The organism is Natrinema hispanicum, from assembly GCF_900111485.1.
Classification (GTDB): Archaea; Halobacteriota; Halobacteria; order Halobacteriales; family Natrialbaceae; genus Natrinema; species Natrinema hispanicum_A.
On the sequence record NZ_FOIC01000030.1, the window covers coordinates 1 to 23,662 of the forward strand.

At 57.2% G+C, this 23,662-nt stretch carries 19 protein-coding genes; 10 read left to right on the forward strand and 9 right to left on the reverse strand.

Going from position 1 to position 23,662, the window contains the following annotated elements; genetic code table 11:
- On the forward strand, nucleotides 1-304 hold a 304-nt coding region (locus tag BSG09_RS16745; RefSeq protein WP_139246254.1), incomplete at its 5' end, for a zinc ribbon domain-containing protein.
- A gap of 44 nt (nucleotides 305-348) precedes the next feature.
- Here BSG09_RS16745 and BSG09_RS16750 read toward each other — a convergent pair.
- On the reverse strand, nucleotides 349-1,608 hold the full coding sequence (locus BSG09_RS16750; protein WP_092935137.1) for a sulfatase: 1,260 nt from the start codon (nucleotides 1,606-1,608) through the stop codon (nucleotides 349-351).
- A gap of 238 nt (nucleotides 1,609-1,846) precedes the next feature.
- Here BSG09_RS16750 and BSG09_RS16755 point away from each other — a divergent pair, with 238 nt between their 5' ends.
- Nucleotides 1,847-2,080 (forward strand): hypothetical protein, encoded by a 234-nt coding sequence (locus tag BSG09_RS16755; RefSeq protein WP_092935139.1) that lies wholly within the window; start codon nucleotides 1,847-1,849, stop codon nucleotides 2,078-2,080.
- A 122-nt stretch (nucleotides 2,081-2,202) separates the two neighbouring features.
- Here the strand turns inward: BSG09_RS16755 and BSG09_RS16760 are convergent, their stop codons facing one another.
- Nucleotides 2,203-3,798 (reverse strand): alkaline phosphatase family protein, encoded by a 1,596-nt coding sequence (locus tag BSG09_RS16760; RefSeq protein WP_092935141.1) that lies wholly within the window; start codon nucleotides 3,796-3,798, stop codon nucleotides 2,203-2,205.
- A gap of 394 nt (nucleotides 3,799-4,192) precedes the next feature.
- Here BSG09_RS16760 and BSG09_RS16765 point away from each other — a divergent pair, with 394 nt between their 5' ends.
- Together BSG09_RS16765 and BSG09_RS16770 are read left to right on the forward strand one after the other, a co-directional pair.
- Nucleotides 4,193-5,293 (forward strand): Gfo/Idh/MocA family protein, encoded by a 1,101-nt coding sequence (locus tag BSG09_RS16765; RefSeq protein WP_092935143.1) that lies wholly within the window; start codon nucleotides 4,193-4,195, stop codon nucleotides 5,291-5,293.
- A 53-nt stretch (nucleotides 5,294-5,346) separates the two neighbouring features.
- Nucleotides 5,347-6,804 (forward strand): flippase, encoded by a 1,458-nt coding sequence (locus BSG09_RS16770; RefSeq protein WP_092935145.1) that lies wholly within the window; start codon nucleotides 5,347-5,349, stop codon nucleotides 6,802-6,804.
- A 198-nt stretch (nucleotides 6,805-7,002) separates the two neighbouring features.
- Here BSG09_RS16770 and BSG09_RS20360 read toward each other — a convergent pair whose 3' ends face one another.
- Complete coding sequence (locus tag BSG09_RS20360; protein ID WP_139246255.1) at nucleotides 7,003-8,622, reverse strand: hypothetical protein; 1,620 nt, start codon at nucleotides 8,620-8,622, stop codon at nucleotides 7,003-7,005.
- A 637-nt stretch (nucleotides 8,623-9,259) separates the two neighbouring features.
- On the opposite strand from BSG09_RS20360, the gene BSG09_RS16780 reads away from it, so the two are divergent.
- Nucleotides 9,260-10,738, forward strand: coding sequence for a sulfatase-like hydrolase/transferase (locus tag BSG09_RS16780; protein WP_092935149.1), 1,479 nt, complete (start codon nucleotides 9,260-9,262; stop codon nucleotides 10,736-10,738).
- A gap of 185 nt (nucleotides 10,739-10,923) precedes the next feature.
- Here BSG09_RS16780 and BSG09_RS16785 read toward each other — a convergent pair whose 3' ends face one another.
- The gene (locus BSG09_RS16785; protein ID WP_092935151.1) at nucleotides 10,924-11,946 is read right to left on the reverse strand and encodes a GNAT family N-acetyltransferase; all 1,023 of its coding nucleotides are present in this window, start codon (nucleotides 11,944-11,946) and stop codon (nucleotides 10,924-10,926) included.
- Nucleotides 11,947-12,212: 266 nt separating this feature from the next.
- Between BSG09_RS16785 and BSG09_RS16790 the strand changes: the two genes are divergently transcribed.
- Nucleotides 12,213-13,331 (forward strand): DUF354 domain-containing protein, encoded by a 1,119-nt coding sequence (locus tag BSG09_RS16790; protein ID WP_092935153.1) that lies wholly within the window; start codon nucleotides 12,213-12,215, stop codon nucleotides 13,329-13,331.
- A gap of 154 nt (nucleotides 13,332-13,485) precedes the next feature.
- On the opposite strand, the gene BSG09_RS16795 is transcribed toward BSG09_RS16790, so the two are convergent.
- From BSG09_RS16795 to BSG09_RS16810, 4 genes are all read right to left on the reverse strand, one after another.
- Complete coding sequence (locus BSG09_RS16795) at nucleotides 13,486-14,550, reverse strand: polysaccharide deacetylase family protein (RefSeq protein ID WP_223174749.1); 1,065 nt, start codon at nucleotides 14,548-14,550, stop codon at nucleotides 13,486-13,488.
- A gap of 1 nt (nucleotide 14,551) precedes the next feature.
- Nucleotides 14,552-15,607, reverse strand: a complete 1,056-nt coding sequence (gene wecB, locus BSG09_RS16800; protein WP_092935155.1) for a non-hydrolyzing UDP-N-acetylglucosamine 2-epimerase — start codon at nucleotides 15,605-15,607, stop codon at nucleotides 14,552-14,554.
- A gap of 178 nt (nucleotides 15,608-15,785) precedes the next feature.
- Entirely contained in the window at nucleotides 15,786-16,019 is a 234-nt protein-coding gene (locus tag BSG09_RS16805) for a hypothetical protein (protein WP_092935157.1), read from the reverse strand.
- 334 nt (nucleotides 16,020-16,353) lie between these two features.
- Complete coding sequence (locus BSG09_RS16810; protein WP_092935159.1) at nucleotides 16,354-17,946, reverse strand: alkaline phosphatase family protein; 1,593 nt, start codon at nucleotides 17,944-17,946, stop codon at nucleotides 16,354-16,356.
- A gap of 302 nt (nucleotides 17,947-18,248) precedes the next feature.
- Here BSG09_RS16810 and BSG09_RS16815 point away from each other — a divergent pair, with 302 nt between their 5' ends.
- The 4 genes from BSG09_RS16815 (at nucleotide 18,249) to BSG09_RS16830 (ending at nucleotide 22,464) form a co-directional block, all read left to right on the forward strand.
- Nucleotides 18,249-19,187: a polysaccharide deacetylase family protein gene (locus tag BSG09_RS16815; protein ID WP_092935161.1), complete on the forward strand. Its 939-nt coding sequence runs from the start codon at nucleotides 18,249-18,251 to the stop codon at nucleotides 19,185-19,187.
- Between the two features lie 261 nt (nucleotides 19,188-19,448).
- On the forward strand, nucleotides 19,449-20,561 hold the full coding sequence (locus BSG09_RS16820) for a Gfo/Idh/MocA family protein (RefSeq protein WP_092935163.1): 1,113 nt from the start codon (nucleotides 19,449-19,451) through the stop codon (nucleotides 20,559-20,561).
- Nucleotides 20,558-21,487: a DUF362 domain-containing protein gene (locus tag BSG09_RS16825; RefSeq protein WP_092935165.1), complete on the forward strand. Its 930-nt coding sequence runs from the start codon at nucleotides 20,558-20,560 to the stop codon at nucleotides 21,485-21,487. The genes BSG09_RS16820 and BSG09_RS16825 overlap by 4 nt, the downstream gene beginning before the upstream one ends.
- The gene (locus BSG09_RS16830) at nucleotides 21,484-22,464 is read left to right on the forward strand and encodes an NAD-dependent epimerase/dehydratase family protein (RefSeq protein WP_092935167.1); all 981 of its coding nucleotides are present in this window, start codon (nucleotides 21,484-21,486) and stop codon (nucleotides 22,462-22,464) included. Before BSG09_RS16825 ends, BSG09_RS16830 begins: the two co-directional genes overlap by 4 nt.
- A gap of 34 nt (nucleotides 22,465-22,498) precedes the next feature.
- Here the strand turns inward: BSG09_RS16830 and BSG09_RS16835 are convergent, their stop codons facing one another.
- Nucleotides 22,499-23,485 (reverse strand): glycosyltransferase, encoded by a 987-nt coding sequence (locus BSG09_RS16835; RefSeq protein ID WP_092935169.1) that lies wholly within the window; start codon nucleotides 23,483-23,485, stop codon nucleotides 22,499-22,501.
- Between the last annotated feature and the right edge of the window lie 177 nt (nucleotides 23,486-23,662).

Sequence of the window (23,662 nt, forward strand, 5' to 3'; positions counted from 1 at the left end):
TGAAGTCGTAGAAGTGTCCGAACGGGACACGAGCAAGACGTGTTGCGTGTGCGGTAGGGAAGACGACGGTCAGCGTGTTGAACGCGGGTTGTATGTGTGCGAGTCGTGTGACGCGGCGTTCAACGCTGATGTGAACGGGGCGGAGAACATCTGTCTCGGCATCAACGAAGAAAGTAACTCTGAGTCTGCGCCCGGTTTGGGTGGGGATAGGAGTACCGGCTGGTTGGCACAGCCCGGAGTCTACCTGTATGACCTCTCCTGCGGATTCCAACCGCAACGAGAGGTGGTGGACTGCAAACCGTAATATCCCAACCTTGGGATTCCTCCGCCTTCAGGCGGAGGAGGATGTCAAACATGCCTCTCATCGGCGACCTCTCGTGCTGCTCTCGCAATTTCTCGTCGTTCGGATTCGTCGTCTTGCCAGCGAGTCACAACATCGCGGCCTAGCCTCTGCAGTTCCGAATTCCGAATTTCGACCGCTTCATTAGTCTCCGTGATCCGGTACAGCGTTTCCTCGTTGCCATCGATAACGTACTTCCAGCTGTTCCCTCGGGCCGCACCCATCGGATTCTGGTTTCGTGTGTACGCGACTGGTTGTGGGAGATCATCCACGTCGTCGTCATCAGCTAGTCGTTCGAGCAGTAACGGTAAATCGGCAAGCGAGAACGGCTGGTCGATTTGGCCGCTCGGTCCGTTTCCGACGACCAGTGGCGTATGGATCATCTCTTCGGAAAGATGAGCCCCGTGTCCATATACGCCCTGCTCGCCGAACTCTTCGCCATGATCGCCGTGAATAACGTATGTTGGATCATCATCTGCGAGATCGTCAGTTAGCTGGCTAAGAAACGTATCTGAATACATAACAGTATCTTCGTAGGCAGTAATCAAGGAGGGCCTGAAGATGGATTCAAGGAACTCGTTCCCAAGATAGAGCCAGAGATTCGCCGCATATGTAGCGAGCAGAGACTGACTTCGAAAATCATCTGCCGGGAGGAATGGCATATGTGCGTCAACAAGGAAGATCCACAGGAAGTACGGCTCCTCGGCCTGTTTGGTCCATGAAATAATATCGTCGTAGAACGTCTCCCAGGACTGAAACATATTGTCTTCTTGTCTCCAGTTCGACACTAACTCCAGCGCGTCGACTGCAGGCCCCCCTTTGTCGTCGATTCCAACGCGCTCGAGAAGTTGACTGATCTGTCCGGGAGAACGATCGACATCCATGAAGTCTTCGAAATGGTCGAATCCGTCGTCAAATCCGAACTGCCGTGATGTCCAGGGATTGGTCGTGAACGCAGCCGTCTCGTATCCCCGACGCGACAGGCGTTCGGGGATCGTGTCTCGGGCACGCATATGGTCTTCAATCAGTTCCTGGCTGTCGAGGACTGATGTCTCAGGATCTGGACGTGGATAATAATCCCCTGAAAATATCACTGGCATTGAATCGAGCGTGGCTGGTCCAGGGGCGATCGCGTTCTCGAACACTAATCCCTCCTCAGCCAGTTGATCCATGGTTGGCGTATAGCCGTCAGTACTGTCCATGAATCCGCAGTAGTCCGCACGGAGACTATCTACTGTCAGCAATATTATATTATCTTGATCACTCATACGTGTACTGTATTAAAATACGATTGTCTATCGATCCAAGTTGAATGAATTGTAACTGACTATTTTCCATCGTCCAGTTGTAACTCACAAGAATCAAAGTTAGTTATTCCACTAGTACTACATCCGTTATTTTTGTTATCTACGGTATATTGATCATAACAAAGGATGACACTGAAATCCCGTACGCTACAGGCAGACGAGCTTGTGGTAGTTCACACTCACAATACGAGGGACAAATATGCCAAAACAGCAACCAGAGAACACACAGCAAATAGAGATTCCAGCACGGTTAGTTGAGCGCGTCGAGAGACGGGTTCCACATACTAAGTTCGATGATGCAGGCGAGTACATTGCGTACGTCGTCGAAGAGATACTCGCCCAAGTCGAGGGTCACGCTGACGAAAAGTTCGACAACAATAACGATGAGGAGTTGGAGGCGAGGCTCAAGTCGCTTGGATATCTCGAGGACTAACCTGTACAACGATTAATAGGTTTCAACTTCTCCGCAACCGGTTTCCGAGACGCTTGTAGAGTTACCAGCACGTAATTAACAGTGGGATGAAAACACGTCCTTAATTCACCGCTCTGACGGCGTCACTCAATATAGCCGAGGCCACGGAGCCGGTCTTCGACACCGTCGAAGCGCTCGTTGCTATTCTTCTCGACCGACTTTTCTGTGGCCTCGTCTCCATATAGCTGGGTCGTAACAGACTGAGTTTCTTGTGGCGAGTTCGACGCGAAGACGGACTGGAGGACGTGTCCGTCGGCATGTTCTGGAATTGGTTCACCGACATCGTGGAGGACAGTCGGTGCGATGTCGACTACGGATGCATCATCTGGTGCTCCACCAGGAGCAATATCTGGACCCCAGCCGAGAAACACACCTTGTGATCGGTGGCCTGCAGCTTTATCACCGGCCGATTCGAAGACGTTATCCGGTAACTTTGCCTTCTGCTCGTATTCGCCACGGCCGACTACGACTAAGTCTGGTGCGTCCGGATCCGTTGGGAAGAGATCATCACCGTCGTATACATTAAGAACTTGCTCACCAGTCTCTGGATCAGAGGCCTCCATTAGCGTTGCCTCAACATCCCGTTTGATTGAATCTATCTCGGAAGGCTCTACGATTCCATTGTCGAACCGATCGACGTCATTCACGTAAACGTGGCCAGGCCCGTATGCGAATGCAACTGTCTCCTTGAAGTCGACGTCGTACAGGCCGTGATCACCAGGAATTCGTTCAGCAACTCCGTTGACAAGCGACTTCGGGAGGTGACGAACGAGCCGATCATCCGAAATTCCGATCCTATTTAGCGAATTCATCACCGCCGATTTCGTCACGCCTAGCTTCGCAAGCGATCCGCGCGTCCCGTCGTCGTCTTTTCGAGAGAGGTACCCGTGGTCGGCGAGCAGGGTGTTGAGATTAACGAACGTTGATATTGGACCGAACCCATGATCTGAGACAATGTAGAGCGATGCATCGTTCTCACTAGCGTATTGCATCGCGTCACCGACGATCTTGTCAAGCGTCTGGTAATGATCAAGAATAACGTCCTCATCCCAAACAAGGTGTTGGAGACGGTCCGGTGCAGTGTACACGAAGAAGCAGAGTCGCCAGTCACGGTCTTTGACGAGTTTGTCCATGAGCTGGCGGCGAGCCGCGACGAGGTCGTCGATGTCGTCGATGAATTCCTCTTGATCGTCCGTGTAGCTGTTCCAATCTAATCCAATCCGGTACTCGGGAATCTCTTGTTCGATCTCTTTTCGGAGGTCTGGTGGATGTGTGAACCCGTCCTTGATTTCGGGCGTGATCATACCACTGACCATCGCCCCATCGATTTTCTTCGCCGGGTATGTCATTGGGACGTTGCCGACGATGGCTGGACTCAGTATGTCCCAGAGAGCGGGCCGGCTGAGGTCGGCGCTGGTATACATTCGACGGCTATATTGCGATTCGAGCGCGTGGAAGGCGTAAATACCGTGTTTGTCAGGGTTCGTTCCGGTTGCAATTGACGGCCAAGCTAAGGGCGTCGTTGGCGGTGCCGTGCTTCTTAATGGGGCTGCGACACCTTCTTCGAAGATTTGGCCAAAATTAGGTAGCTTCCCGGATTCTGTCCATCTCTTAAGCAATTTCCAGGGAACGCCATCAATTCCGAGAATAAACGCCTTTTCTGTAGTGGTGTCAGTCATATTTGGTGTATTAGCTGCTATATCAGGTGTTTCCCTTTCTTGATATTGTTATATACCGCCTGTACTGCTAAAGCAGCGTAGAGTCGCTCTAGTGATTGGTCAACTTCACGCATCCGTGTTTTCTTCCCATATGAATCAAAGTAGTAAATATAATATCTTATTTATGGGTTAGTAGAACCAATCGGAAAGGGTGCGTAGGGTTACTCTCACAAGCTATCACCACATGTTTCGACGATGGTGACGATAGAACATATGACTGTCAAGCTCGAATATCTTTTATAGAACCGCCCCACAGTTAGGCGATTGTATCCGAATCGGTACCTCTCGGTTAATCTCTATACTGGTTCCGTAGTAACAATATAACCAAACTACACAATATCGGATATCAATATGTATGACACTCGACACAGCTGTCGTTGGTGCTGGTTCGATATCGGGTCTTCATTTAAGCGGCATAAAGAAAAACCCCCTAACAAGCCTTGTTGGGGTCTGTGATGTCGACGACCAACTAGTTACGGAGGCTGCAAACGAATACGAAACAAACTCGTACTTGGATATCGATGAGTTGCTTTCTGATCAGTCCCTCGACTGGTTACACGTCTGTACGCCAGTTCAGACACACCTCGATATCAGTAAGAAAGCGATCAAAGCTGGAGTTCCACTATTGATCGAGAAACCGGTGACCGAGACAGTTGACGAAATGGAGACGCTCATGGAGGTCGCTGAGGAGCATGACGTGCCTGTTTCGCCGGTTCATCAGCACCTCTTTCGACCTGCTGTTTTAACAGCGCGCGAGATGATCGAGTCCGGTGAGCTCGGACGGATTAGAGGTGTTGATCTCGTCTTCACTGGAAACACGTTGCCGGATGAAGTTAATAGAGGATCATGGGTTTTCGATCTCCCAGGAGGTGAGTTCGAAGAAGGGCTTCCACATCCGATCTATTTACTGCTCGGTCACGGTGGCTATCCGAAGGACGCATCTAATATCTCAGTAACAACAGCACTCGCAAATGAATACGATCATACATTCGAATACGATACAGTACAAGTCCAGTACTCGACGGTAGACGACATCGTCTGTAGTGCAACGATGATGGCTGGCGGTCGACCAAAACGGCTAATCCACGTTCACGGGGAAGAGAAAAGTATCACCATCGATCTGCATTTGCAGATGGTTCAGGTAATCGACTCGGACTATACGCGCTCACCGCTTACCAAGACTGCACAGGCGTTTCGATACGCTGGTAGCCGTCTTGCTGGCGTTGCACAGAATGCACGTCTCGTTCTTAAGACGCAAATGTCTGATAACTGGGAGACTGAAAAGACAGGTACATCACATTACGAACAATTTGACCGGACGGCGAAAGCGCTCGAGGTCGGGGCAGAGATGCCTGTTCCACTTTCTTCTTCACGATGGACGATTCAAATCATGCACGAAATCCGTAAGGCTGCCACATCCCAGTCTAACAAATCTAGTAAATATACTATTCAATAGAAGAATGTAGGGTGATAGTAACTCTCGAACACAATGCAGAGTACACAATCTAAATGAATGAACGATCGTTCCTAAGCGGCTTCCGAGCATCGCTCATCGCACAATTAACTCGAATTGCTGTCAACGGTCTTATTATAATCATGATGACAAGATACTTCTTTTCCCCCCAAGAGTATGGATTACTCTTCCTCGCCGTTTCGATATTCGGCTCGGCGCTGCTGTTTAGCAGTATTGGGGTCCCAAAGTCTGCAGCACGATATGTGACTGAATATAAAGAAACAGCACCCGGGCAGGTTCGTAATGTTGTTCGAACCTCGTTCAAGGTGGTTCTAGTTATGAGTCTTGCCGTCGGCTCTATCGTCCTGTTATTCCGGAACGTAATCGCTGTGGCATTCAGCGAACCTGCACTTGGACCACTATTGGCTGTCGGATTATTTTATATCGTGTTTCAGTCCATCAACACCTATCTGACGACGCTCTTTCAGGGTTTTAATCATATTACCAGAAGCGCTATACTGACGATCTGTTCCAACGTTGGCATCTTATGTGGCATTTTACTGCTCGTCAGAGTAGGACTCGGGCCGATCGGTGCCTTGACCGGCTATGTAATCGGGTACGGACTGGGATCCCTCGTTGGATTGGGGTTTCTCTATTGGACGCTTAGAGAGTACGAGGAACGTCCGATTGAATCCGGATTACGGCGCCGACTTTTTGAGTACAGCGTACCACTGATGGCGACGAATGGTGCAAATATCTTATATAAGCGTGTCGACACCCTACTTATAGGTTTCTTTTTGACACCCATCGCTGTCGGTTATTACACGCTTGCGAAACAATTCTCTGACTTCATTATTGCGCCCGCTGATTCGTTCGGCTTCACTATCTCACCGGCCTTTGGAGAACACAAGGCGAACAACGGGAGCCACCAAGCGGCACGCATCTACGAGATGGCGTTCGAACACACGATACTATTTTATATTCCTGCGGCAACCGGACTCGTACTCGTTGCCGAGCCCACTATCCAGTTCATCTTCGGTGCCGATTACTTGGGTGCCGTTCCAGTCATCCGGGTATTTGCTGCGTTTATTGTGTTACAGGCAATCGACAAAATCACGAACGATGGTCTCGACTACCTTGGTCGTGCCCGACAGCGAGCGATCGTCAAAACAGGTACCGGCGTGTTCAACTTCTCTTTGAATCTCTTCTTGATTCCGGTGATCGGCGTTGTCGGTGCAGCCATTTCAACGGTCCTGAGCTACAGTATAATGGTTGCCCTCAATGTCTACCTGATTCATACCGAATTGTCGCTAGCACTCTCTCGACTCGCTCGCTCGGCTGCTCTGGTCGGTGTTATTACTGTCTGCATGGCAGCTTTTGTCGTCATGCTCTTACCCTTTGTCTCGAGTCTTGTGACGTTACTCGCTGTTGTTTTTGCTGGTGGGTGCATATGGGGGTGTCTTGCATTTGCCAGTGGCATTCCAGAGCAGAACCTCGGGGCGGTGTTCTCGTAGTCGTTGCAGGCCGAGCGTCTACTAATTTGGTTCGATTGCACATCGCGACTTCAACCGCTCAAGCAGCGTAGTTTGGACGATGTAGGACCCGCCGTGTTATTGCAATTGGCGGTTGTACTCCCCAATTTCGAGAACAGTCGTTGAAATCGGATAAAACGAATAGTCAGCGGGACTGCTGGGAATATCGTGCGCTCAAAACTACCTGTCGGTCTCCGCGAAGTTGTCTGGGTCGACCACCACGCCGTTGACACGAACGGTCGCATCGCCGTCGATACTTAGCTGTTCGATTTCGCCGTCGAACCGCCAAGCGTCGAGGTAGTTGGCGACGACACCCTTTGCGCCGACGCCATCGACGGAGGCTTGGGGGTCAATCGTCGCACCCTCGTCAGTACTCGGCTCGACGGCCTCGCTGACGACGAACTCGTAGTCCGTCGTTGACGTACTTGCTTCTCGACCGTCGAAGACAACCACGTTCGGTAGCTTTTTATTGTCTTCACTGCCGACATCTACAAAGTCATCTGGATCAACCTCCACACCGTTGACACGGACTGCCGCGTCGCCGTCGACACTTAGCTGTTCGATTTCGCCGTCGAACCGCCAGGCATCGAGGTAGTTCGCGACGACACCCTTTGCGTTAATGCCATCGACGGAGGCTTGAGGGTCGATCGTCGCATCCTCGTCAGTGCTCGGCTCGACAGCCTCACTGACGACGAACTCGTAGTCCGTCGTCGGCGTACTTGCCTCTCGTCCATCGAAGATGACGACGTTGTTAAGGGACGCGTTTTTCTTAGCGGAGGCCGTTTTCTCTTCGGTGGTCTCTGAGTTTGAACTGGTGCCAGCGGCTGCCTCCTCAGCCGTTGTCGGACATCCTTCTGGAATTCGATGAACCGGTTCTCCAGCCGAAGAGCCGATCAGTTCGCCGCCCCGTCTGGTCCGTACTGCTCCCTCATCAAATCGGGTATTCGTGACGGTGAGTTCGGTATTGCTCCCGCTCTTCCACGTTCCCGATCCGATATTCAGGTGCTGTCGGCCATCGGCAGGACCAATATCGCAGTCGATCAGTTCGCCACTGTAATAGAACTGCCAGTAGCCTTTGTGATAATTATTCCAGAGAACACAATTCTTTGCGTAGCTCCCGTCCGTCCCCAATCGAAGGTTAGATGTCTTATTGTTCGCTGAATACGTATCATGAACGCGGACGATACCGTTCGATCCAGGGTTAGGATGATCGCTTGAATTACCCGCCTGAGAACCATAGATGGCGTTATCTGGGAACTCTTGGATGTTACACCTATAGATGTCGAGCTCACCAGCATGATACCAGTACGTCCAGATACCCGCGGGGTTGTCGTTCGGTCTCCAGGTATCAATGTTCTTAACGCCGTCACCGAGATATACCGTGTCGATGGTACCTGTCGCGTTCTCATTTGGTACGGCGACCCGGAATGGTTGGTTGTTCGGGATGTGATCCCATTCCCCTTTAATACCGATATTTCGAATCTCCCAGTCATTCCCATCGGCAACGATTTCGTATCCTGCACCTTTACTGCTAATATCAATTAAGACGTTTTCAAAGGTCTCGTTGTCCCCAATCCTAACTCTATGTGTATCACCTGGTGCAACCTTGACGACGTCAAAATCTCCCGAAGTTGCAGAGACACCGCCAACTGCAGCCAATCCAACGCTACTGAACGCTGCTTTGAGATACGACCGCCGATTGAGACTGTCAATGAATGGTTTATTTCTGGACTCGTTGGTCATTCCAGTTCGTAGGAAGTAGATAATAGAGGTGAGTGTTTGCGTGAACATGATTTCCATTTAAACGAGATAGTCATCTAATTGCTGAAATTACAGTTAAGCAACTCAGTGAATGTGATGGCCGAACATTTCAGAGGGCCCTCGGCCGTGGTGTTCCGAAAGCCGTGTTGGCGTAGAATTCTCTAGTCACCGTTATGTGCTCTTACAACCGTGACGTCTGTTCTACCTTGGGCCAGATCTGTTTTTCACCAACTGCGACACGATCCAGTCCAGCAGTGAAGTCTTGTCCGTAATCGTCAGGGTGAACCGTACCAGTATTGGATAGTGTCGCTCGGGTTCGACTAGCACCGAATTACTCACACGGATTGTAACATTCAGAGGGTGTCATAGAACGCTTGTCATGATCGGTTCGGGGAGAGTGATGCTGATTGAGTGCCGAAATAGTGTCCGAAACGGGTGCGACTCTTCACAGAGATCGCTATACAGAACGTATATGTGTTATTCTCTGACGCTTTTTCTCATGAGCAAATTCTTGAGGTTAGACCTAGCCCATCACTTTTCAAGACGCTATTGGCTCTCCCAGGATCCACAATTTGCCAACCACTCGTACGAGACGGGAAAGAAATTCGTTCATATGTAATTAGTATGGAGTTTACTATATCAGTGGTAATGGAAGAGGTTGCTGTAACATTCATCCATGGCTGAACGACAACCAAACATATTCATGCTGACAGTCGATTCACTCCGTGCAGATGTCTACCAGGAGCTGATGGAGGATGTCACTAAGACTATTCGTGGTGTCGAATTCACAACGGCATTCGCAACAGCGAGTAATACTGGGAGCTCTATGCCGACGCTCGCTGCAGGCGTTTTTTGTGATCGAGTCGCGAATGGAGAACCGAACCTCAAACTCGGAGAGACGTCTGGCAAGGACGAACTTACGACGATGGCAGAATCCCTTTCAGACGCCGGATATGACTGTTCACTCTGGAGTGACAACGTCATCTTCGGATCAGAACGGAACTACGATCGCGGATTCGATGATGGGCGGGCTGGAACTCCAAACTGGAAAAAACGGGCCCAAAAGATAATTCAACGAACTGGATCTGACCGCTTGTTCAATGTGTGTCGATGGGCTTACTTCAACGTTCTCGGTCGTATCGAAGAGAAAGTAATATCTGACAATAACTATTATATCTCCGCAAACACCTACCATAAGGCAGTTCTTGACTCCCTCGAGCAGGCGTCCGGCGGGCAGATGCATTGGATACACTATATGGACGTCCATCATCCATTTGAGCCGCCGACTGAGTACCTCGAAACTCGATCGTTGCACACTGATCGGACTTCTTCCGAACTCGCGGAACTCTCTTCCCAGGCAATCATCCAAAATCGGGGCAAGGGAATGACCGACGAGGATATCGACGATATTGAGCAAGCGTATCTCGCTGCTTGTGAACACCTGCGGGACCAACTCGTTTCCTTTATCGAGACGCTCATCGATCGTGATCACTACGTGCCCGGTCACGACGTGATCGTTCTGACTGCAGACCACGGAGAAGGATTCGACCGCGACCGACACGGGATGCTCGGTCATACCCCGACACCAGCGTTTTGGGACGATTTAGTCCATGTTCCACTTGTCGTCGGTCATCCGGAGTGGGAGGAAGGTACCATTGACTGTCAAGTCAGCCAGATCGACCTCGTGCCGACGATCCTCCGAGCCGTCGATGTATCGGTTCCGCCATCGGTTGATGGGCAAGCTACTGCTCTACCGACCGAGCTGTGTCGTGAGCACGTCTATTTCACAGCGACTGGTCCGTATAGAACATACCATGGCATTCGAAGTAACACCGGGTGGAAGCTCTTTTCGGACCGAATCAGCGATTCAGAATCGATTGAACTGACCGGCTCCGACGATGACCAAGCCAAGCAGGATCACGAGCGTATCTTATTAACTACTGCTGGCAAGTCAACAGAGACGATTAGATTCGAGTGCCAGCTTGACGACAAGACACGACCGACCGACGGCGATGAGCGAGAGAAATGGCGAATACTGCGCCAACAACTCTGTGATACGAAAGGTGAGGTTGCGACTAGACGTTTCGATGCTATGTTATCTGACGAAACGGTGGCTCAACTCGAGCAACTCGGATATGTCGATAATATCCGCTGACGATTTCGGAAGGGCGAGCTTAGTAGGGCAATTCGGTAGACGGTGTATCAACTGACTCTATTGTGAGCGGAAGGGGAGAGTAAAAACGTCAAGCATATAAGGAGATTCGCCCGTGAGCCATGCAGTAGGCACCCTGTTCTGTCTTCAGAGTACGGTTGACAGAATCTGTTCGCGTGTAACTCCTATTACCCCTTGCTCAGCGATCCGGCTAACTTCTGATACGTCGACTTCGCGAGTTGCATCTCGAGCCCCGACGACTCGACGACATAATACTGGCGGAGATCGCTGTTGAACTTGGCCTTGTACGCACAGAGCCGTTCAGTGTTCGCACCGACGAGGTCGTAGCCAGTCACCGAGTCGAGTTCCGGATCGGTAAGGATGTCTTCGATGATGGCCCGGTGAAGCAGGCTGTTGACGCTCACACCGTCGTACGAGGCGGTGACGCCGCCCTGCCAGAAGTACGCGAGATCGGGGCTATACAGCGTGATAATGCCGCTTTTGTACTGGCCATCGGACGTTCGCGCGACGTAGACGCGCCACAGCTCGTCGGGAAGCGACGAAAGGAGGTCACGGAGGAACGACCGTGAGATCGGAACCGGATCGTCGTATTCGCGGTACTGGTCGGCGACGTCCTCGTAGATCCGGAGCGCCGATGAGATCCCTTCGGTTTCGATCGAGAGATCCAGGTCGTCGAACTGTCGCATTTCACGCCGGAGGCTCTTGCTGAATCCGTCCATGACGTTCTCGAGAGTTGTCGATTCCAAATCGACGACGTACGTGAACCGGGGCTCAAGAGAGAAATCGTTCCAGCGGAACGGTCGCGGATCGGTATACTCGAGCGGACACGTCATCCGGAAGAGCGTCGTTCGGTCGTCGACGTCGGCAGTGTCGAGCACGGCCTCGGCGAGTTCGCGGTTGATTCGCTCTCGCTTGCGCCGCTTCGGACTGTTGGGGGTGATGATCGGTCCAAGTCGCGGTACGCTCATCGACACCGGGGGTGAGAGAACCGTTCGGCCAACCGCTCTCTCGGTGACGAACACCGGCAACAACCCGACTGTTTGCTGTCCCTTGTATGCGCCGTACAGTTGTAACTCTGCACTCGTGTAGTCTGCGAGTACGGAGAGCGCAGCCGGTTCATGAAACACTTCGTATCCGGATGCCGGCAGTGCATCGCGCCACTCTTCGAGGTCGATACGCTTGACGTTCATCCTGCTCCATCGTGTTCCCACAAGTGACCTTGTTATGAGCGCTGTAATCCGCTGATGAGGGTCGTCACGACTGACAGAAGCGATCTCGCCGAACGTGTCGTGCGTTCGTGTTTCGATGACAGGGAGGGGTATGTCTTCGCTACTGACTAGTGCTGCCGACGTGTGATTCCGCACGATCGGCTTGTTCGACGGCAGGTGTCGGTACGAACGAGATAACAAACAGCGAGAATTGTCTATCGTCGATTCAGAGTAGGGTGGCTTTCAACATGAGATATCTGTTTTTCACGAACACGCCGGCACACGTACATCTGTACAAACACGCCGTCCAGACGCTTCAGGACCGTGGACACGAGGTACTCGTCCTTGCTCGAGACTACACCTGCACTATCGAGTTGCTCGAGTGGTACGACCTCCCCTACGAGGTCTATGGCTACTGTGATACGTCCAAAAGCTCACTGCTGAGTCGCCTCCCGATCCACTACGTGCGTGCCATCCGGCATGCCAGACGGCTCGATCCGGATCTCGTGTTCGGGATGGGCGGCTACGCGGCACACACCGGTGCGGTACTCCGAGCACCGACGGTCTTGCTCATCGATTCCGAACCGGCGTCGTTCGACCACTCGATTTCGACGCCGTTCGCGCATGCCATTCTCACGCCCGAGACGTTCCGGAAAGAACTGGGTGAGAATCACTACGTGTTCTCCGGATTCAAAGAATGTGCGTATCTCCATCCGGAAGTCTACGAACCAAATCCCTCGATTCGAGATCGACTCGACCTCGATGACGACGAACCGTACGCGATCCTTCGACTCAATGCGTTCGGCTCGCAACACGATGTCGGCAAGAACGGGATCACGAGCGGGCAGTGTCGCCGTCTCATCGACCGTCTCAGTGACGAGGCGACGATCCTCGTCTCCGACGAAGGCGACGACGTTGACCTCGAGGGACTGCCAGCGCGACCGTTCGATCTCCACCCGGCCCTGATGCACGATGCACTCGCCGAAGCAACGTTGCTGGTCGCCGATACGCAGACGATGGTCACCGAAGCTGCGCTCCTTGGGACGCCAGCGATTCGGTCGAACTCGTTCGTCGGTGAGTCGGATATGGGCAATTTCCTGGAACTCGAGGACGAAGGGCTGATTCACAACGTGGCTCGATTCGACGACGTGCTCGACCTGTCGACGACGCTGCTTCGTGACGAGAGCGTCGACGAAACGTGGCAGCGACGACGAAACGTCTACCTTGCGGATAAAGTAAATCTCACCGAGGTCATTGTCGATGCTGCGATCGCACATGGCGATGTCGGGACGCTCGAGGCGATCCATCAGTTCGATTCCCCGCGCCGGTCCGAATCGAAACCACAGATCGGTGTCGGCAGCGATTGATACGGTCTGCTGTCACGAGTTCCCGGTGGGCCCGCAGGGCGGTCGCGGCCGGCCGACACTGACTGACAGGAGTCCGTATGGCTGATCTCGGTCGCGACGACACTCACAATCGAAGAGAAACCGGCTTGCTGCGGACTGTCTTCTCCGTCTCGAGTTACACGCGTCGGCTGTTCGGTCGCTGTTCGCTCGAATCGGAGCGATTCGCCTTTGACCGATGGCAGTGGTCGGTCCCGTCGCGCTCGAGGTCCTCGTAGAGCGCTCGAGGCGGTCCGATCCACGCGCCGAGGTCGGATGCCCGCTCGATGAGCCACTGATACAAACGCCGGTAGCCGGGGAACTCGCGTTCGTTAAAGTATCGCGGGTGCCAGAGGACAGTCATAACAGCGCCGTTGTCTGCGGCTTCCTGCAGGAGTCGCTCGCAGGTCTCGCGGGCGGCCTCGAAGTTAGACGCCGGATCCGGAAGCGCTTGCTCCATGATCGTCAGTGGAAAGACGAGAAAGTCGTCGCCGAAGGGGCGAATCGGCTGATACCCAGCGTGGAAGCCACAGTCCGTACTCGAGCCGAGCGTCGCATCGTACGCGAGGCCGATCGCGCGGTGGTACTGCCACGTCTCCGGCACCGAGAGCTGCAGGTAGTGTTGGCGACCGCCGGTGACGGGGCCGCCGAGGACGTCCTCGAGCACGCTCTTTTCCTCGCGTAACCGCTCGACATCGGTCGGGGAGTGATACGAGCCGTGCAGGCCGACTTCCCAGCCGCCGTCGTCTATGTTGTGGATGACGTCGACGATCTCGGATGCGGTCACGTCGTATCGACCGAGGTGCTGGACCCAGTTTGCCGGTGAGAACCACTCCTCGATCGGGCGATCTGTTAGCAGGTGTTGCTCGTTCAGGAAGTAAAACGCCGAGCGAACATCCAGATCGTCCTCGAGGGCCATGATCTCCTCGAACTGCCAGTAGGGGTTGGCCGACGAGAGTGCGGTCCGCAGATGATACGCTGGTCGCTCTCGAGTCGCGTAGTAGAACGATCGAGCCCCCTTGTACGGCCGGTCGACGTCGTGTGTCAGACAGAGCGCGAACGTCGCATCGTCCGGAAGCGAACCCCGAGCTCGCGGCAGGTCGTCGATGAACTCGGCTGTCGAAGCGGGCAGTGCATACGAGCGAGCAAGCGTCTCTGTGGCCCTCGAGTCGGCGTTCGATCGTCGGTCGGTCGTGTCGCGCATCTCAGCGAACGCTCCGCTCGAGTTGCTCGACGATGCGAGCGGCTGCGTTCCCGTTGCCGTAGAGTTCCGGCTTGGCCGGTGGATCGACGGCAGCGCGAACCGCATCGACGATTTCGCTCGTCTCTGCGCCGACGAGGGTGTTCCAGCCAGCGTCGACCGTTTCGATCCATTCGGTCGTCTCCCGGAGGGTGACACACGGCGTATCGAGGTAGAACGCCTCCTTTTGGACGCCGCCGGAGTCCGTCGCAACACAGACTGCGTCCTCGACGAGCGTGATGAACTGCCCGTAGGTGACGGGGTCGATAACGCGAGCCGCCTCCGTTGCTCGGTCCCAGAGTCCGTACTCCTGGAGTGCTGTCACCGTCCGCGGGTGCGCGGGGAAGACAACTGGGACGTGCAACTGCGAGAAGGCATCGATGATCGACTCGAGTCTGTCCCGATCGTCCGTGTTTTTCGCCCGGTGGACGGTTGCAAGCACGTATTCGTCGGGAACGTCGAGTTCGGTCTCGGTGCCGTGAAGCCGGTCGCTGATCTGTATCAGCGTATCGTACATGACGTCACCGGAGACGAACACGTTCTCCGAAATCCCCTCCTGTGCGAGGGTTTCCTTTGCGTGCTGGCCGGGCGCGAAGAGGATATCCGAACAGTGATCGGTCAGGCGGCGGTTGACCTCTTCAGGCATCGACCAGTCGTACGAGCGCAAGCCAGCTTCGACGTGTGCGAGCTGGGTCGACGATTTCGCTGCGACGAGGGCGGCTGCGAGCGTCGAATTGGTATCCCCGTAGACGAGGACGACGTCGGGCGATTCGTCGTCGATGATCCGTTCGAGCTCGAGCATCATTTCGGCGGTCTGCGTGGCGTGGGAATCGGAGCCGACGCCGAGGTGGAACGCCGGCTCGGGCAACGCGAGCTCCTCGAAGAACACCTCGGAGAGTTCCGGATCGTAGTGTTGGCCGGTGTGAACGAGGAGTTCGTCGTGGGTATCTCGAAGCTGCTGTGAGACGGCAGCTGCCTTGACGAACTGCGGCCGTGCACCGACGACCGACAGAACGTTCATCAAACGATCACCTCGTCCGGGGGTGTACCTGCAAGCTGGATCATAGTCTGGTGAAACTGTGTCTCGAGTGACACAGACGTGGTGTTAGTAAATAATCGCGTAACCGAGTTTCAGCTTTCACTGTCACTCTGGCGGCTCGAAACGACGATGGCCGACGGACGAGACGGACAAAGAGATACTACGGCTGTCGGAAAATCGGGTCAACGTGGCGTTTCGCCGACTCGCGACGCGTCGTCGATCGAGACGAATCGCGAGCCGACACCACATCGGTTTGATCGAACTGTACGGCCGTGGACGTCTCGGGGCCGTCTGCCGCTTGGCTGGTGTGCGAGGAGAACACGCTGGAGCCGAGCAGGGCGAGGACGCCGAGCACGACGCTTGCGATCCCGAACAGAGCTTTGTAGACGTTCATTGGCATCACGCTGGGTGAGTACACGCTCGAAAGCGCCACCACGAATTGGTTCTCGTCGGCCGCGTTCGACCGGGGTGGCGTCTCGGCATGTATACGAAATCCTGTCTTCCCGACGATGCTTAATTATACAATCGCTTATATTCGATACCGATCACTTGATGGGCCATAGCAGCGTCCTACGTTCGGTAGCAGCATGCTACGCTGCTGTGTCGTCAACTCGATAGACGGTGGTGCTGTCTTCAAAAACGGCGGACCCCAGTCAGCACACCTGTGACGGCGTTTCGATCGCCGCCCCGTATTACTCGCTGCAGGAATCGCTCTTGTGGCGAGACCGTTACTCCATATAGCCGAGGCCCTTCAGCCGGTCCTCGACGTCGTCGAAGTCCTCGTCGACGTCTCCACCGGTATCAACCTGGGCGACAGCCGAGCGCTCGACTTTCGTCGTCGCAGGTGACGTCTCCGCGGCAAATGCGTCGAACAACACTCTGCCGTCGGCGTTTTTCGGCACCGGTTCGCCGATCCCGTGTAGCAGGGTCGGTGCGATATCGACCACGCGTGCCCCGCGAAGCGTCGCGCCAGCGTCGATCGACGGCCCACGACACAACACGATCCCCTCGCTGCGGTGGCTCGCATCGTAGACGCCGGTGTCGCCGAGTACCTCGTCGGAGACCGTACTGCGTGACTCGTAGGTTTCTCTCCCACAGACGACCAGGTCGGGGGCGTCCTCGTCGGTCGGGAATAGCTCGTCGCCGTCGAAGACCTCGAGCAACGGCGTGCCCTCGGCGTCGGTCGCTGACTCCAGGGCTGCTTTAATATCTGCTTTCACTCGTGGGACTTCGCTCGGCGAGACGATGCCGCCCTCGAAGCGGTCGCTGTCGTTGATATAGCAGTTCCCAGTGTCGTGGACGAACGCGACGGTGCGGTCGAAGTCGACGTCGTAGAGCGCGTGATCGCCGGGGATCTGTGCAGCCACCGAGTCGACCAGCTGCCGGGGCAGCGACTGGACGAGCGTCTTTTCGGTGATCCCGACGCGACTGAGTGCGCTCGTGATCGCATCCCGGGAGATGCCGAGGCTCGCGAGTGCGCCGCGGGTCCCGTCGTCTTCGCGCCGGAACAGATAGCCCTCGTTCTCGAGAATCCGGTTGACGTAGACGAGCTGATCGATTGGACCGAACCCGTGATCGGAGACGACGTAGAGGTCCGCATCGTGGTCGTCGGTGTACGCCATGACTTCGCCGAGGATTTCGTCGAGTTGCTTGTAGTGTTCTAACAGCCGGTCCATGTCCCAGATGAGATGCTGGAACCGGTCGGGAGCGGTGTAGACGAAGAAAAACAGCTGCCAGTCGTCGCCGGCCCGCTCCATCTGGAGGCGCATTAGTTCGCGGCGTTTCGCGAGCATGTCGTCGACGGCGACTTCGAAGTCGTCTAACCGATCGCCGTATTTGTGGTAGTCGAGGCTGATCTCGTAGTCCGGAATCCGGGATTCGATCTCGTCTTGCAGATCCGGTGGCCGCGTGAACTCTCGATCCGTCGAGGGGGTCATCATGCCCGTAACCATGGTGCCGTCGATCTCGCGGGCTGGATACGTCATCGGGACGTTCCCGACGTGGGATGGCCCGAGCAGATCCCACAGCGCTGGCTGTGCGAGGTCGTGGCTCGTGTACATCTCGTGGCTGTATTCCGACGAGAGGTTTTGAAAGCCGTAGATGCCGTGTTTGTCCGGCCAGACCCCCGTTGCGATCGACGGCCACGCGAGTGGCGTCGTCGGCGGACGAGTGCTCTCGAGCGTGCCCGATGCGCCCTCCTCGCGCATCCGGGCGATGTTCGGGAGTTCACCCTCGTCGCTCCATTGCTCGATGAGTCTCCACGGCACGCCGTCGAGTCCGAGCACGAACGCTCGCTCGGAGGGGGCTGTAGATCCGCTCATGATTACAGTATGAGACGTCGAAGACGCCTGCTGTCCTGTGGGTTGACCGAGATCCGCTTTGTTATGGAGATGATTCAGCACTCCGGGCGACTGACGTGTCTTTGTTCTCGGCACTCCCGGTGACTGACGTGTCCCTGTTCGGTAGCATTACTACCACGTCACGGGCCGCTCGAGTCGATGTGTGTATGATATCTGCATGCACAGTGTATGGGTCGCCGGTCGGCTGGCAAAAGACGGGCATAACAAAGCCGCCTACTGGAGACGGACCCGGATATGGCACCGGTTCAAATCGGGTGGTTGCTGTGGGAAGCGTAGTGCTCTCTCTCGATGCAGAACTCGGCTGGGGCTTTCACGATCTCCCGAATCCGCCAGCGAAGCGGGTTGCTGCCGGCCGTCGAGGGTGGTCAGCCATGGTCGACTTGCTCGAGGAGTATCGGATTCCGGCGACTTGGGCCGTCGTCGGCCATCTCATGCTCGAGTCCTGTGATGGAAGACATGCCGATCACCCAGCTCCCGACGGCTGGTTCGAGCGTGAACGAACCGACTGGCAGGATCGGGACGAGATCCGCTTTGGCCCCGATCTCGTCCGAGATGTCCTCGAGTCGGACGTCGACCACGAGTTCGCCAGCCACTCCTTCTCACATGTCCTCTTTGGGCTCCCGGAGACGGATCGCGAACTCGCCGTGGCTGAACTCGAGCGCAGCCTCGAGATCGCCGCTGACTGGAACCAGTCGGTCGACTCGTTCATCTATCCGCGCAACGAGGTGGGGCATCGCGACGTGCTCGCTGAACAGGGGATACAGGCCTATCGAAGCCGGTCACCGACCCGGTACGGTATCCGGTGTATCTTCGACCTGACGGTGCTTAACAAATCGTTGCTCGTGACACCGACGATCGATGAATACGGGCTCGTTGACATTCCTGCCTCGCTGTTTCTCTTCGGATTCGAGGGCTCTGCACGGACGGTTGCCGAATCGGTCTGGGACGATCCGATGGTGGCGCTTGCTCGCTACGGCATCGACCAGGCGACCGAACGTGACGGGATCTTCCACATGTGGCTTCATCCCAACAACCTGACACACGAGCGTGATGACCGTCGCATGCGGGCGATCCTGTCCTACCTCGCACAGCGTCGTGCCGAGACCGACCTCACCGTCGAGACGATGGCCGATGTCGTCGACCGCGTGACCGGCGGGATCACTGCTGAAGCCGACGCCCGACCGACGGTGACCCGGAGCTGACGCGGGTCGTTCGTTCTCAGACGGTCTGCTGTCAGTCAGTGCCGGCAGGCCGCGACCGTCCTGCGGTCCCGCCGGGACCCAGTGACAGGAACCCGTCTCAGACGATCGGATTGCGGTCCGTACAGACCCATTCGCCAGTTGCGTGTGATCGGCCGCTACCCCGTGTTCTCCGGCACTCTCAGTGAATGATTCCACTACACGAGTGCCACGAGCAGATACGACGACGATAACAAAGCCCGCTGCCGCCCCGTGTGCGAGCAGATGGCACCAACGCTTCTGAATCGATTGACGGACTCGAGCGCACTGTCGCTTGGCATCCTCGGCGTCGGGAACATCGGACTGGTACACCTGAAATCGGCAGCTGCGATGCCGGGCGTCGAGGTCGTCGCGGCCGCCGATGCCGTCGCCGAGAACCGCGATCGAGCCGAACGCGCCGGCGTCTCGCGGACGTACGACGATTACACGACGCTGCTGGCGTCCGAGGAGTTGGACGCGGCAGTCGTCGCTCTTCCGCCGTTCCTCCACGCTGATGCCGTCGAACAGGCCGCCGATGCCGGCGTCGACGTCTTCGTCGAGAAGCCGCTTGCACGCTCGACCGAGGAGGCCGACGAAATGCTTGCGACCGCTCGCGAGGCTGGGATCGCCGTCGGCGTCGATCACACGTTGCGCTACCAGCCGGACATGGCCGGTGTCAAAACCGCCTACGACGAGGGTCGTGTCGGGCACGTTCCCTACGCCTCGATCACCCGGCTCAACGACGGCCCGCTCGGTCGGCCGCCGGCCGAGAGCGCACCGCCGTCGTGGCCGCTCGACCGGGAGGCAGCCGGCGGCGGCTCCTTACTCGAGCTCGGTGTCCACTGTTTCGACGTCTTGGAGTGGCTGTTCGGCGACCTCGAGGTACGAGACGCGTCAATGGGGCGAACTCTCGAAGTCGATGTCGAGGATGCCGCGACCGTCCTCATGGACGCGCCGGAGACGGGGACGACGGTCACGCTGCACTGTGGCTCCTACCAGTGGGAACAGCTGCCGGAGGTCAACACTCGGCTGCGTCTCGAGGGCGTGACCGGCACGATCAGCAATCAAGAGCACCTGCCCGAGAACTTCTACGCTGGCGCGGCGAAATCCGCCCTCTCGAACGTTGCCAGCCGATTCACGCGCGACGAGCCGGATGTCTTCGGGCCGACGTTCTACCTGCAAGCACACTACGACGCGCTGGCGGATTTCTGTGACGCGATCCGTGACGGCGAACAGCCGCCGGTCGACGGGGCTGACGGCCGGCGCACGCTCGCACTCGCCGAGCAGGCCTACGAGCTAGCCGCACAGAAAACTGACGCCGACACTGACGGGCTCGAGACGCCGGAGGTGACCTTATGAGCGCGGCCTCGGTCCGCGCGGTCGCCGTCGACGCGGCCAACCGCCGTGGTGGCTGGATTCCCGATATCGACGCCCGGCTGACTCACCTCAAGTCGCCCGTGCGAGATGTCCTCGCACCCTCGCTCGAGGCGCTCGCCGATGCCGATCGGATCACGCTCGTCCCCGACGCCCATTATCCGTTTCATCCCTCTTCGGGGATGGTCACCGATCCGGCCGTGATCGGCTCGATGGTCGCTCACCTCGAGCGCAAGACGGACGCCGAAATCGCCGTTGCGGGCGCGAGCGACGAGCGGATCTCGTTCGACCGAACGGCGGACTATCTCGGCTACACGAGCCTGCTCGAGCGATTCGATGCGACACTCGTCGATCTGGCGGCGGAACCGCGACTCGACGAGGTCTGCTCGGTTGATGGGACGCCAGTCGCGCTCTCGGTTCCCGAGCGGCTCGTCGAGAGTACCGTCGTGGTCGTCCCGTCGCTTCGACCGACCGCAGCGGGGCCGGTCGCCGGTGCGATGCGTACGCTCGCCGCGTCGATCGACTGTGACGCGAAGCCGGCTCGCGTTCCCGTCGCAACGAGGCCTATCGTCAATCCCGCAGTTGCCGTCATCGACGCGACGACCGCTTACGGCGGCGAGCCGGTGGCAGCAGATGTCCTGCTTGCTGGCGAGCCGTCGGCCGTCGACGCCGTCGCGAGTTCCTTGCTCGGGCGCTCGCTCGAGGCCGACGACGCGCTGAAGACGGTCCGCGAGGACGAAGAGCCGGTGACAGTCGAAGGTGACGTCGACTTTGATCGGCTTCGGGCCACGATCCCGGACGGCGATCTGCCGCCACCGGATTCGCCACATCCAGCCGTCTCGACCGCCTACCGCGTCTATGCTGCGGTCGCCGGCGACGCCGTCCCACCACAGCTCGAGGGTGGTCGATGACCGCGATAACCGACTCCCGGACTGCGGCGGTCACAGGCGCGACCGGCTTTCTCGGCTCGCGGCTCTGTGATCGCTTGCTCGCGGAGGGCTGGGACGTCCACGGGCTCAGTCGACCGACCTCGGATCGGAATGGACTCGAGGGAGTCGAGTGGCACGTCGGCGACCTCGCTGACGACGAGACGTTGCGCTCGCTCGTCGACGGAGCCGACGTCGTCTTTCACCTCGCAGGAATCGGGCTCTGGAGTGCCGGTCCCGAGACCGTTTGGGAGGTCAACCGCGACGGGACTAGGCGCGTCCTCGCGGCCTGTCGCGACGGCGACGTCGGACGGGTCGTCTTTACCAGCACCGCCGGGACGCGCCGGCCGCAGGGAGACGACGATTTCGCGGACGAGACGGCTGTCGCCGAGCCGATCGGGGCCTATCAGGAGTCGAAGGCCGCAGCCGAGGAACTCGTCGACCGCTACGCACAGGCGACTGGAGACGCCGTCACGGTCCACCCGACGTCGATCTTCGGCCCGGGCGACGAGGAATTCACCGCCCAACTGCTCGCGATGGGTGTCGAGCCGACGATGCCGGCCCACCTCCCGGGCGGCCTGAGTATCGTCGGCGTCTCGGATGTCGTCGACGGACTCCTGGCGGCTGCCGAACGCGGCACCAGCGGCGAGCACTACATCCTCGGCGGCGAGAACCTCACCTTCGAGCAGGCAGTCGACAGAATCGCTGACGCGGCCGACGGCTCACCAGCACGGGTTCGCGTACCCGCAACGGCTATCCGCGCTGCCGGTCCCGTTGCCGAACTCGTCGATATCGTCGCCGACCGGCGCGTGTTCCCCTTCGATCGCGAGATGGCCGACCTTGCGACCCAGCGGTTGTTTTACACCTCGAGGAAGGCACACGACGAGTTAGGATACGAGTATCAGCCGCTCGAGGCACACGTACCCGACGCGATGGAGTGGTATCGAGCAAAGATGCAGTAACCGAAACGCCGGCAGAGACCGAGTTCAGAGCGGCTTATCTCAGTTGTGGCCCGTCCTGCACGCGCGGTGTTTCGCCCTCTGTACCGGCCCCGACCTCCCCTTCTGCGGCCGACTCGTAGACCGCGAGCATTCGATCAGCGGTCTGGTCGATGCTCACCTCGCGGGCAGCCTCACGTCCGTTCGACCGGTCGCCGCGCTCGAGGACGTCGATGAGTCCCCGCACCAACTCTTCGTCGGTCGTGGCCACGTGGGAGGGCTCGACGCCGGCCAGTCGCTCCTGGACGTCGCCGACGTCTGTGGCGACGACAGGGAGATTACAGGCCAGCGCTTCTTTCACGGAGTTGGGCGACCCCTCGCTGTGGGAGGTCAACAACAGCGCGTCGGCAGCGTTCATATAGTCCGCAACGGCGTCGTGATCGACGCCGTGGACGGTTCGGAGCCGGACAGGACGCTCGAGGAGGTTATCGACGACCGTCACGATACGCTCTGCTCGCGGGTGGTTTTTCACCTCGCGAGCTGGCGGGTACGGAAAGAGAACGTCGGCGGCGTCGCTGTCGTCCCAGCCGACCCGTCGTTTGGCTTGTGTCCGTGGCTCTGGCGTGAATCGCTCGAGGTCGACACCGTCGGGGATCACTCGACAATCGACCCCCAGTGCCGTACGCATCTCCTCGGACATGACGACAACCTCGTCGCAAAACCGCGCGGACAGTCGGCTGACCGGGGCCACGGGGCCGTGGATGTCTGACCCCCACAACGAGAGGACGACCGGTGTGCGACGCTGAGCGAGCGCCATCGGACCCGTCAGCCCGTAGTGAGCGTGGATCAGATCGTAGCCGTTTTTCGCCTCGGTTATAACCCGGGGGATGGTCCGGAGGTAATCCATCGGACTCCGGTCGACGTCGGCGGCGACCTCGCCGGCCACCGACAGCGTCGAAAACGAGACGCCTCGCTCCTCGAGTGCGGCCTGCTGTTGGGTCATAAACGGCGCGTCGGCGTACGTAGTGAGAGTGAGGACGTCCATGTCGATTGTCGGGCGAAACGGCCCGACTGCGTTTTGTTATCTAGGGTCCAGCCACCCTGGCGCGGCGGTCAATGCCGGAATATGTGATCGGTCCGAGCGGCGACAGAGCCGCCGGCGATGGTTTCCCTCACGTACACGGACCTGTTGGAGTCGCCCACGAGCGGCTCATCCTGTAGC

What these genes read in the sequence shown, in the direction of transcription:
- BSG09_RS16785 (WP_092935151.1), bottom strand. Translation starts at nt 11,946, where the DNA reads ATGAACGTCAAGCGTATCGACCTCGAAGAGTGGCGCGATGCACTGCCG.
- BSG09_RS16770 (WP_092935145.1), top strand. Translation starts at nt 5,347, where the DNA reads ATGAATGAACGATCGTTCCTAAGCGGCTTCCGAGCATCGCTCATCGCA.
- wecB (WP_092935155.1), bottom strand. Translation starts at nt 15,607, where the DNA reads ATGAACGTTCTGTCGGTCGTCGGTGCACGGCCGCAGTTCGTCAAGGCA.
- BSG09_RS16780 (WP_092935149.1), top strand. Translation starts at nt 9,260, where the DNA reads ATGGCTGAACGACAACCAAACATATTCATGCTGACAGTCGATTCACTC.
- BSG09_RS16835 (WP_092935169.1), bottom strand. Translation starts at nt 23,485, where the DNA reads ATGGACGTCCTCACTCTCACTACGTACGCCGACGCGCCGTTTATGACC.
- BSG09_RS16750 (WP_092935137.1), bottom strand. Translation starts at nt 1,608, where the DNA reads ATGAGTGATCAAGATAATATAATATTGCTGACAGTAGATAGTCTCCGT.
- BSG09_RS16760 (WP_092935141.1), bottom strand. Translation starts at nt 3,798, where the DNA reads ATGACTGACACCACTACAGAAAAGGCGTTTATTCTCGGAATTGATGGC.
- BSG09_RS16830 (WP_092935167.1), top strand. Translation starts at nt 21,484, where the DNA reads ATGACCGCGATAACCGACTCCCGGACTGCGGCGGTCACAGGCGCGACC.
- BSG09_RS16820 (WP_092935163.1), top strand. Translation starts at nt 19,449, where the DNA reads ATGGCACCAACGCTTCTGAATCGATTGACGGACTCGAGCGCACTGTCG.
- BSG09_RS16755 (WP_092935139.1), top strand. Translation starts at nt 1,847, where the DNA reads ATGCCAAAACAGCAACCAGAGAACACACAGCAAATAGAGATTCCAGCA.
- BSG09_RS16790 (WP_092935153.1), top strand. Translation starts at nt 12,213, where the DNA reads ATGAGATATCTGTTTTTCACGAACACGCCGGCACACGTACATCTGTAC.
- BSG09_RS16795 (WP_223174749.1), bottom strand. Translation starts at nt 14,550, where the DNA reads ATGCGCGACACGACCGACCGACGATCGAACGCCGACTCGAGGGCCACA.
- BSG09_RS16825 (WP_092935165.1), top strand. Translation starts at nt 20,558, where the DNA reads ATGAGCGCGGCCTCGGTCCGCGCGGTCGCCGTCGACGCGGCCAACCGC.
- BSG09_RS16805 (WP_092935157.1), bottom strand. Translation starts at nt 16,019, where the DNA reads ATGAACGTCTACAAAGCTCTGTTCGGGATCGCAAGCGTCGTGCTCGGC.
- BSG09_RS20360 (WP_139246255.1), bottom strand. Translation starts at nt 8,622, where the DNA reads ATGGAAATCATGTTCACGCAAACACTCACCTCTATTATCTACTTCCTA.
- BSG09_RS16765 (WP_092935143.1), top strand. Translation starts at nt 4,193, where the DNA reads ATGACACTCGACACAGCTGTCGTTGGTGCTGGTTCGATATCGGGTCTT.
- BSG09_RS16810 (WP_092935159.1), bottom strand. Translation starts at nt 17,946, where the DNA reads ATGAGCGGATCTACAGCCCCCTCCGAGCGAGCGTTCGTGCTCGGACTC.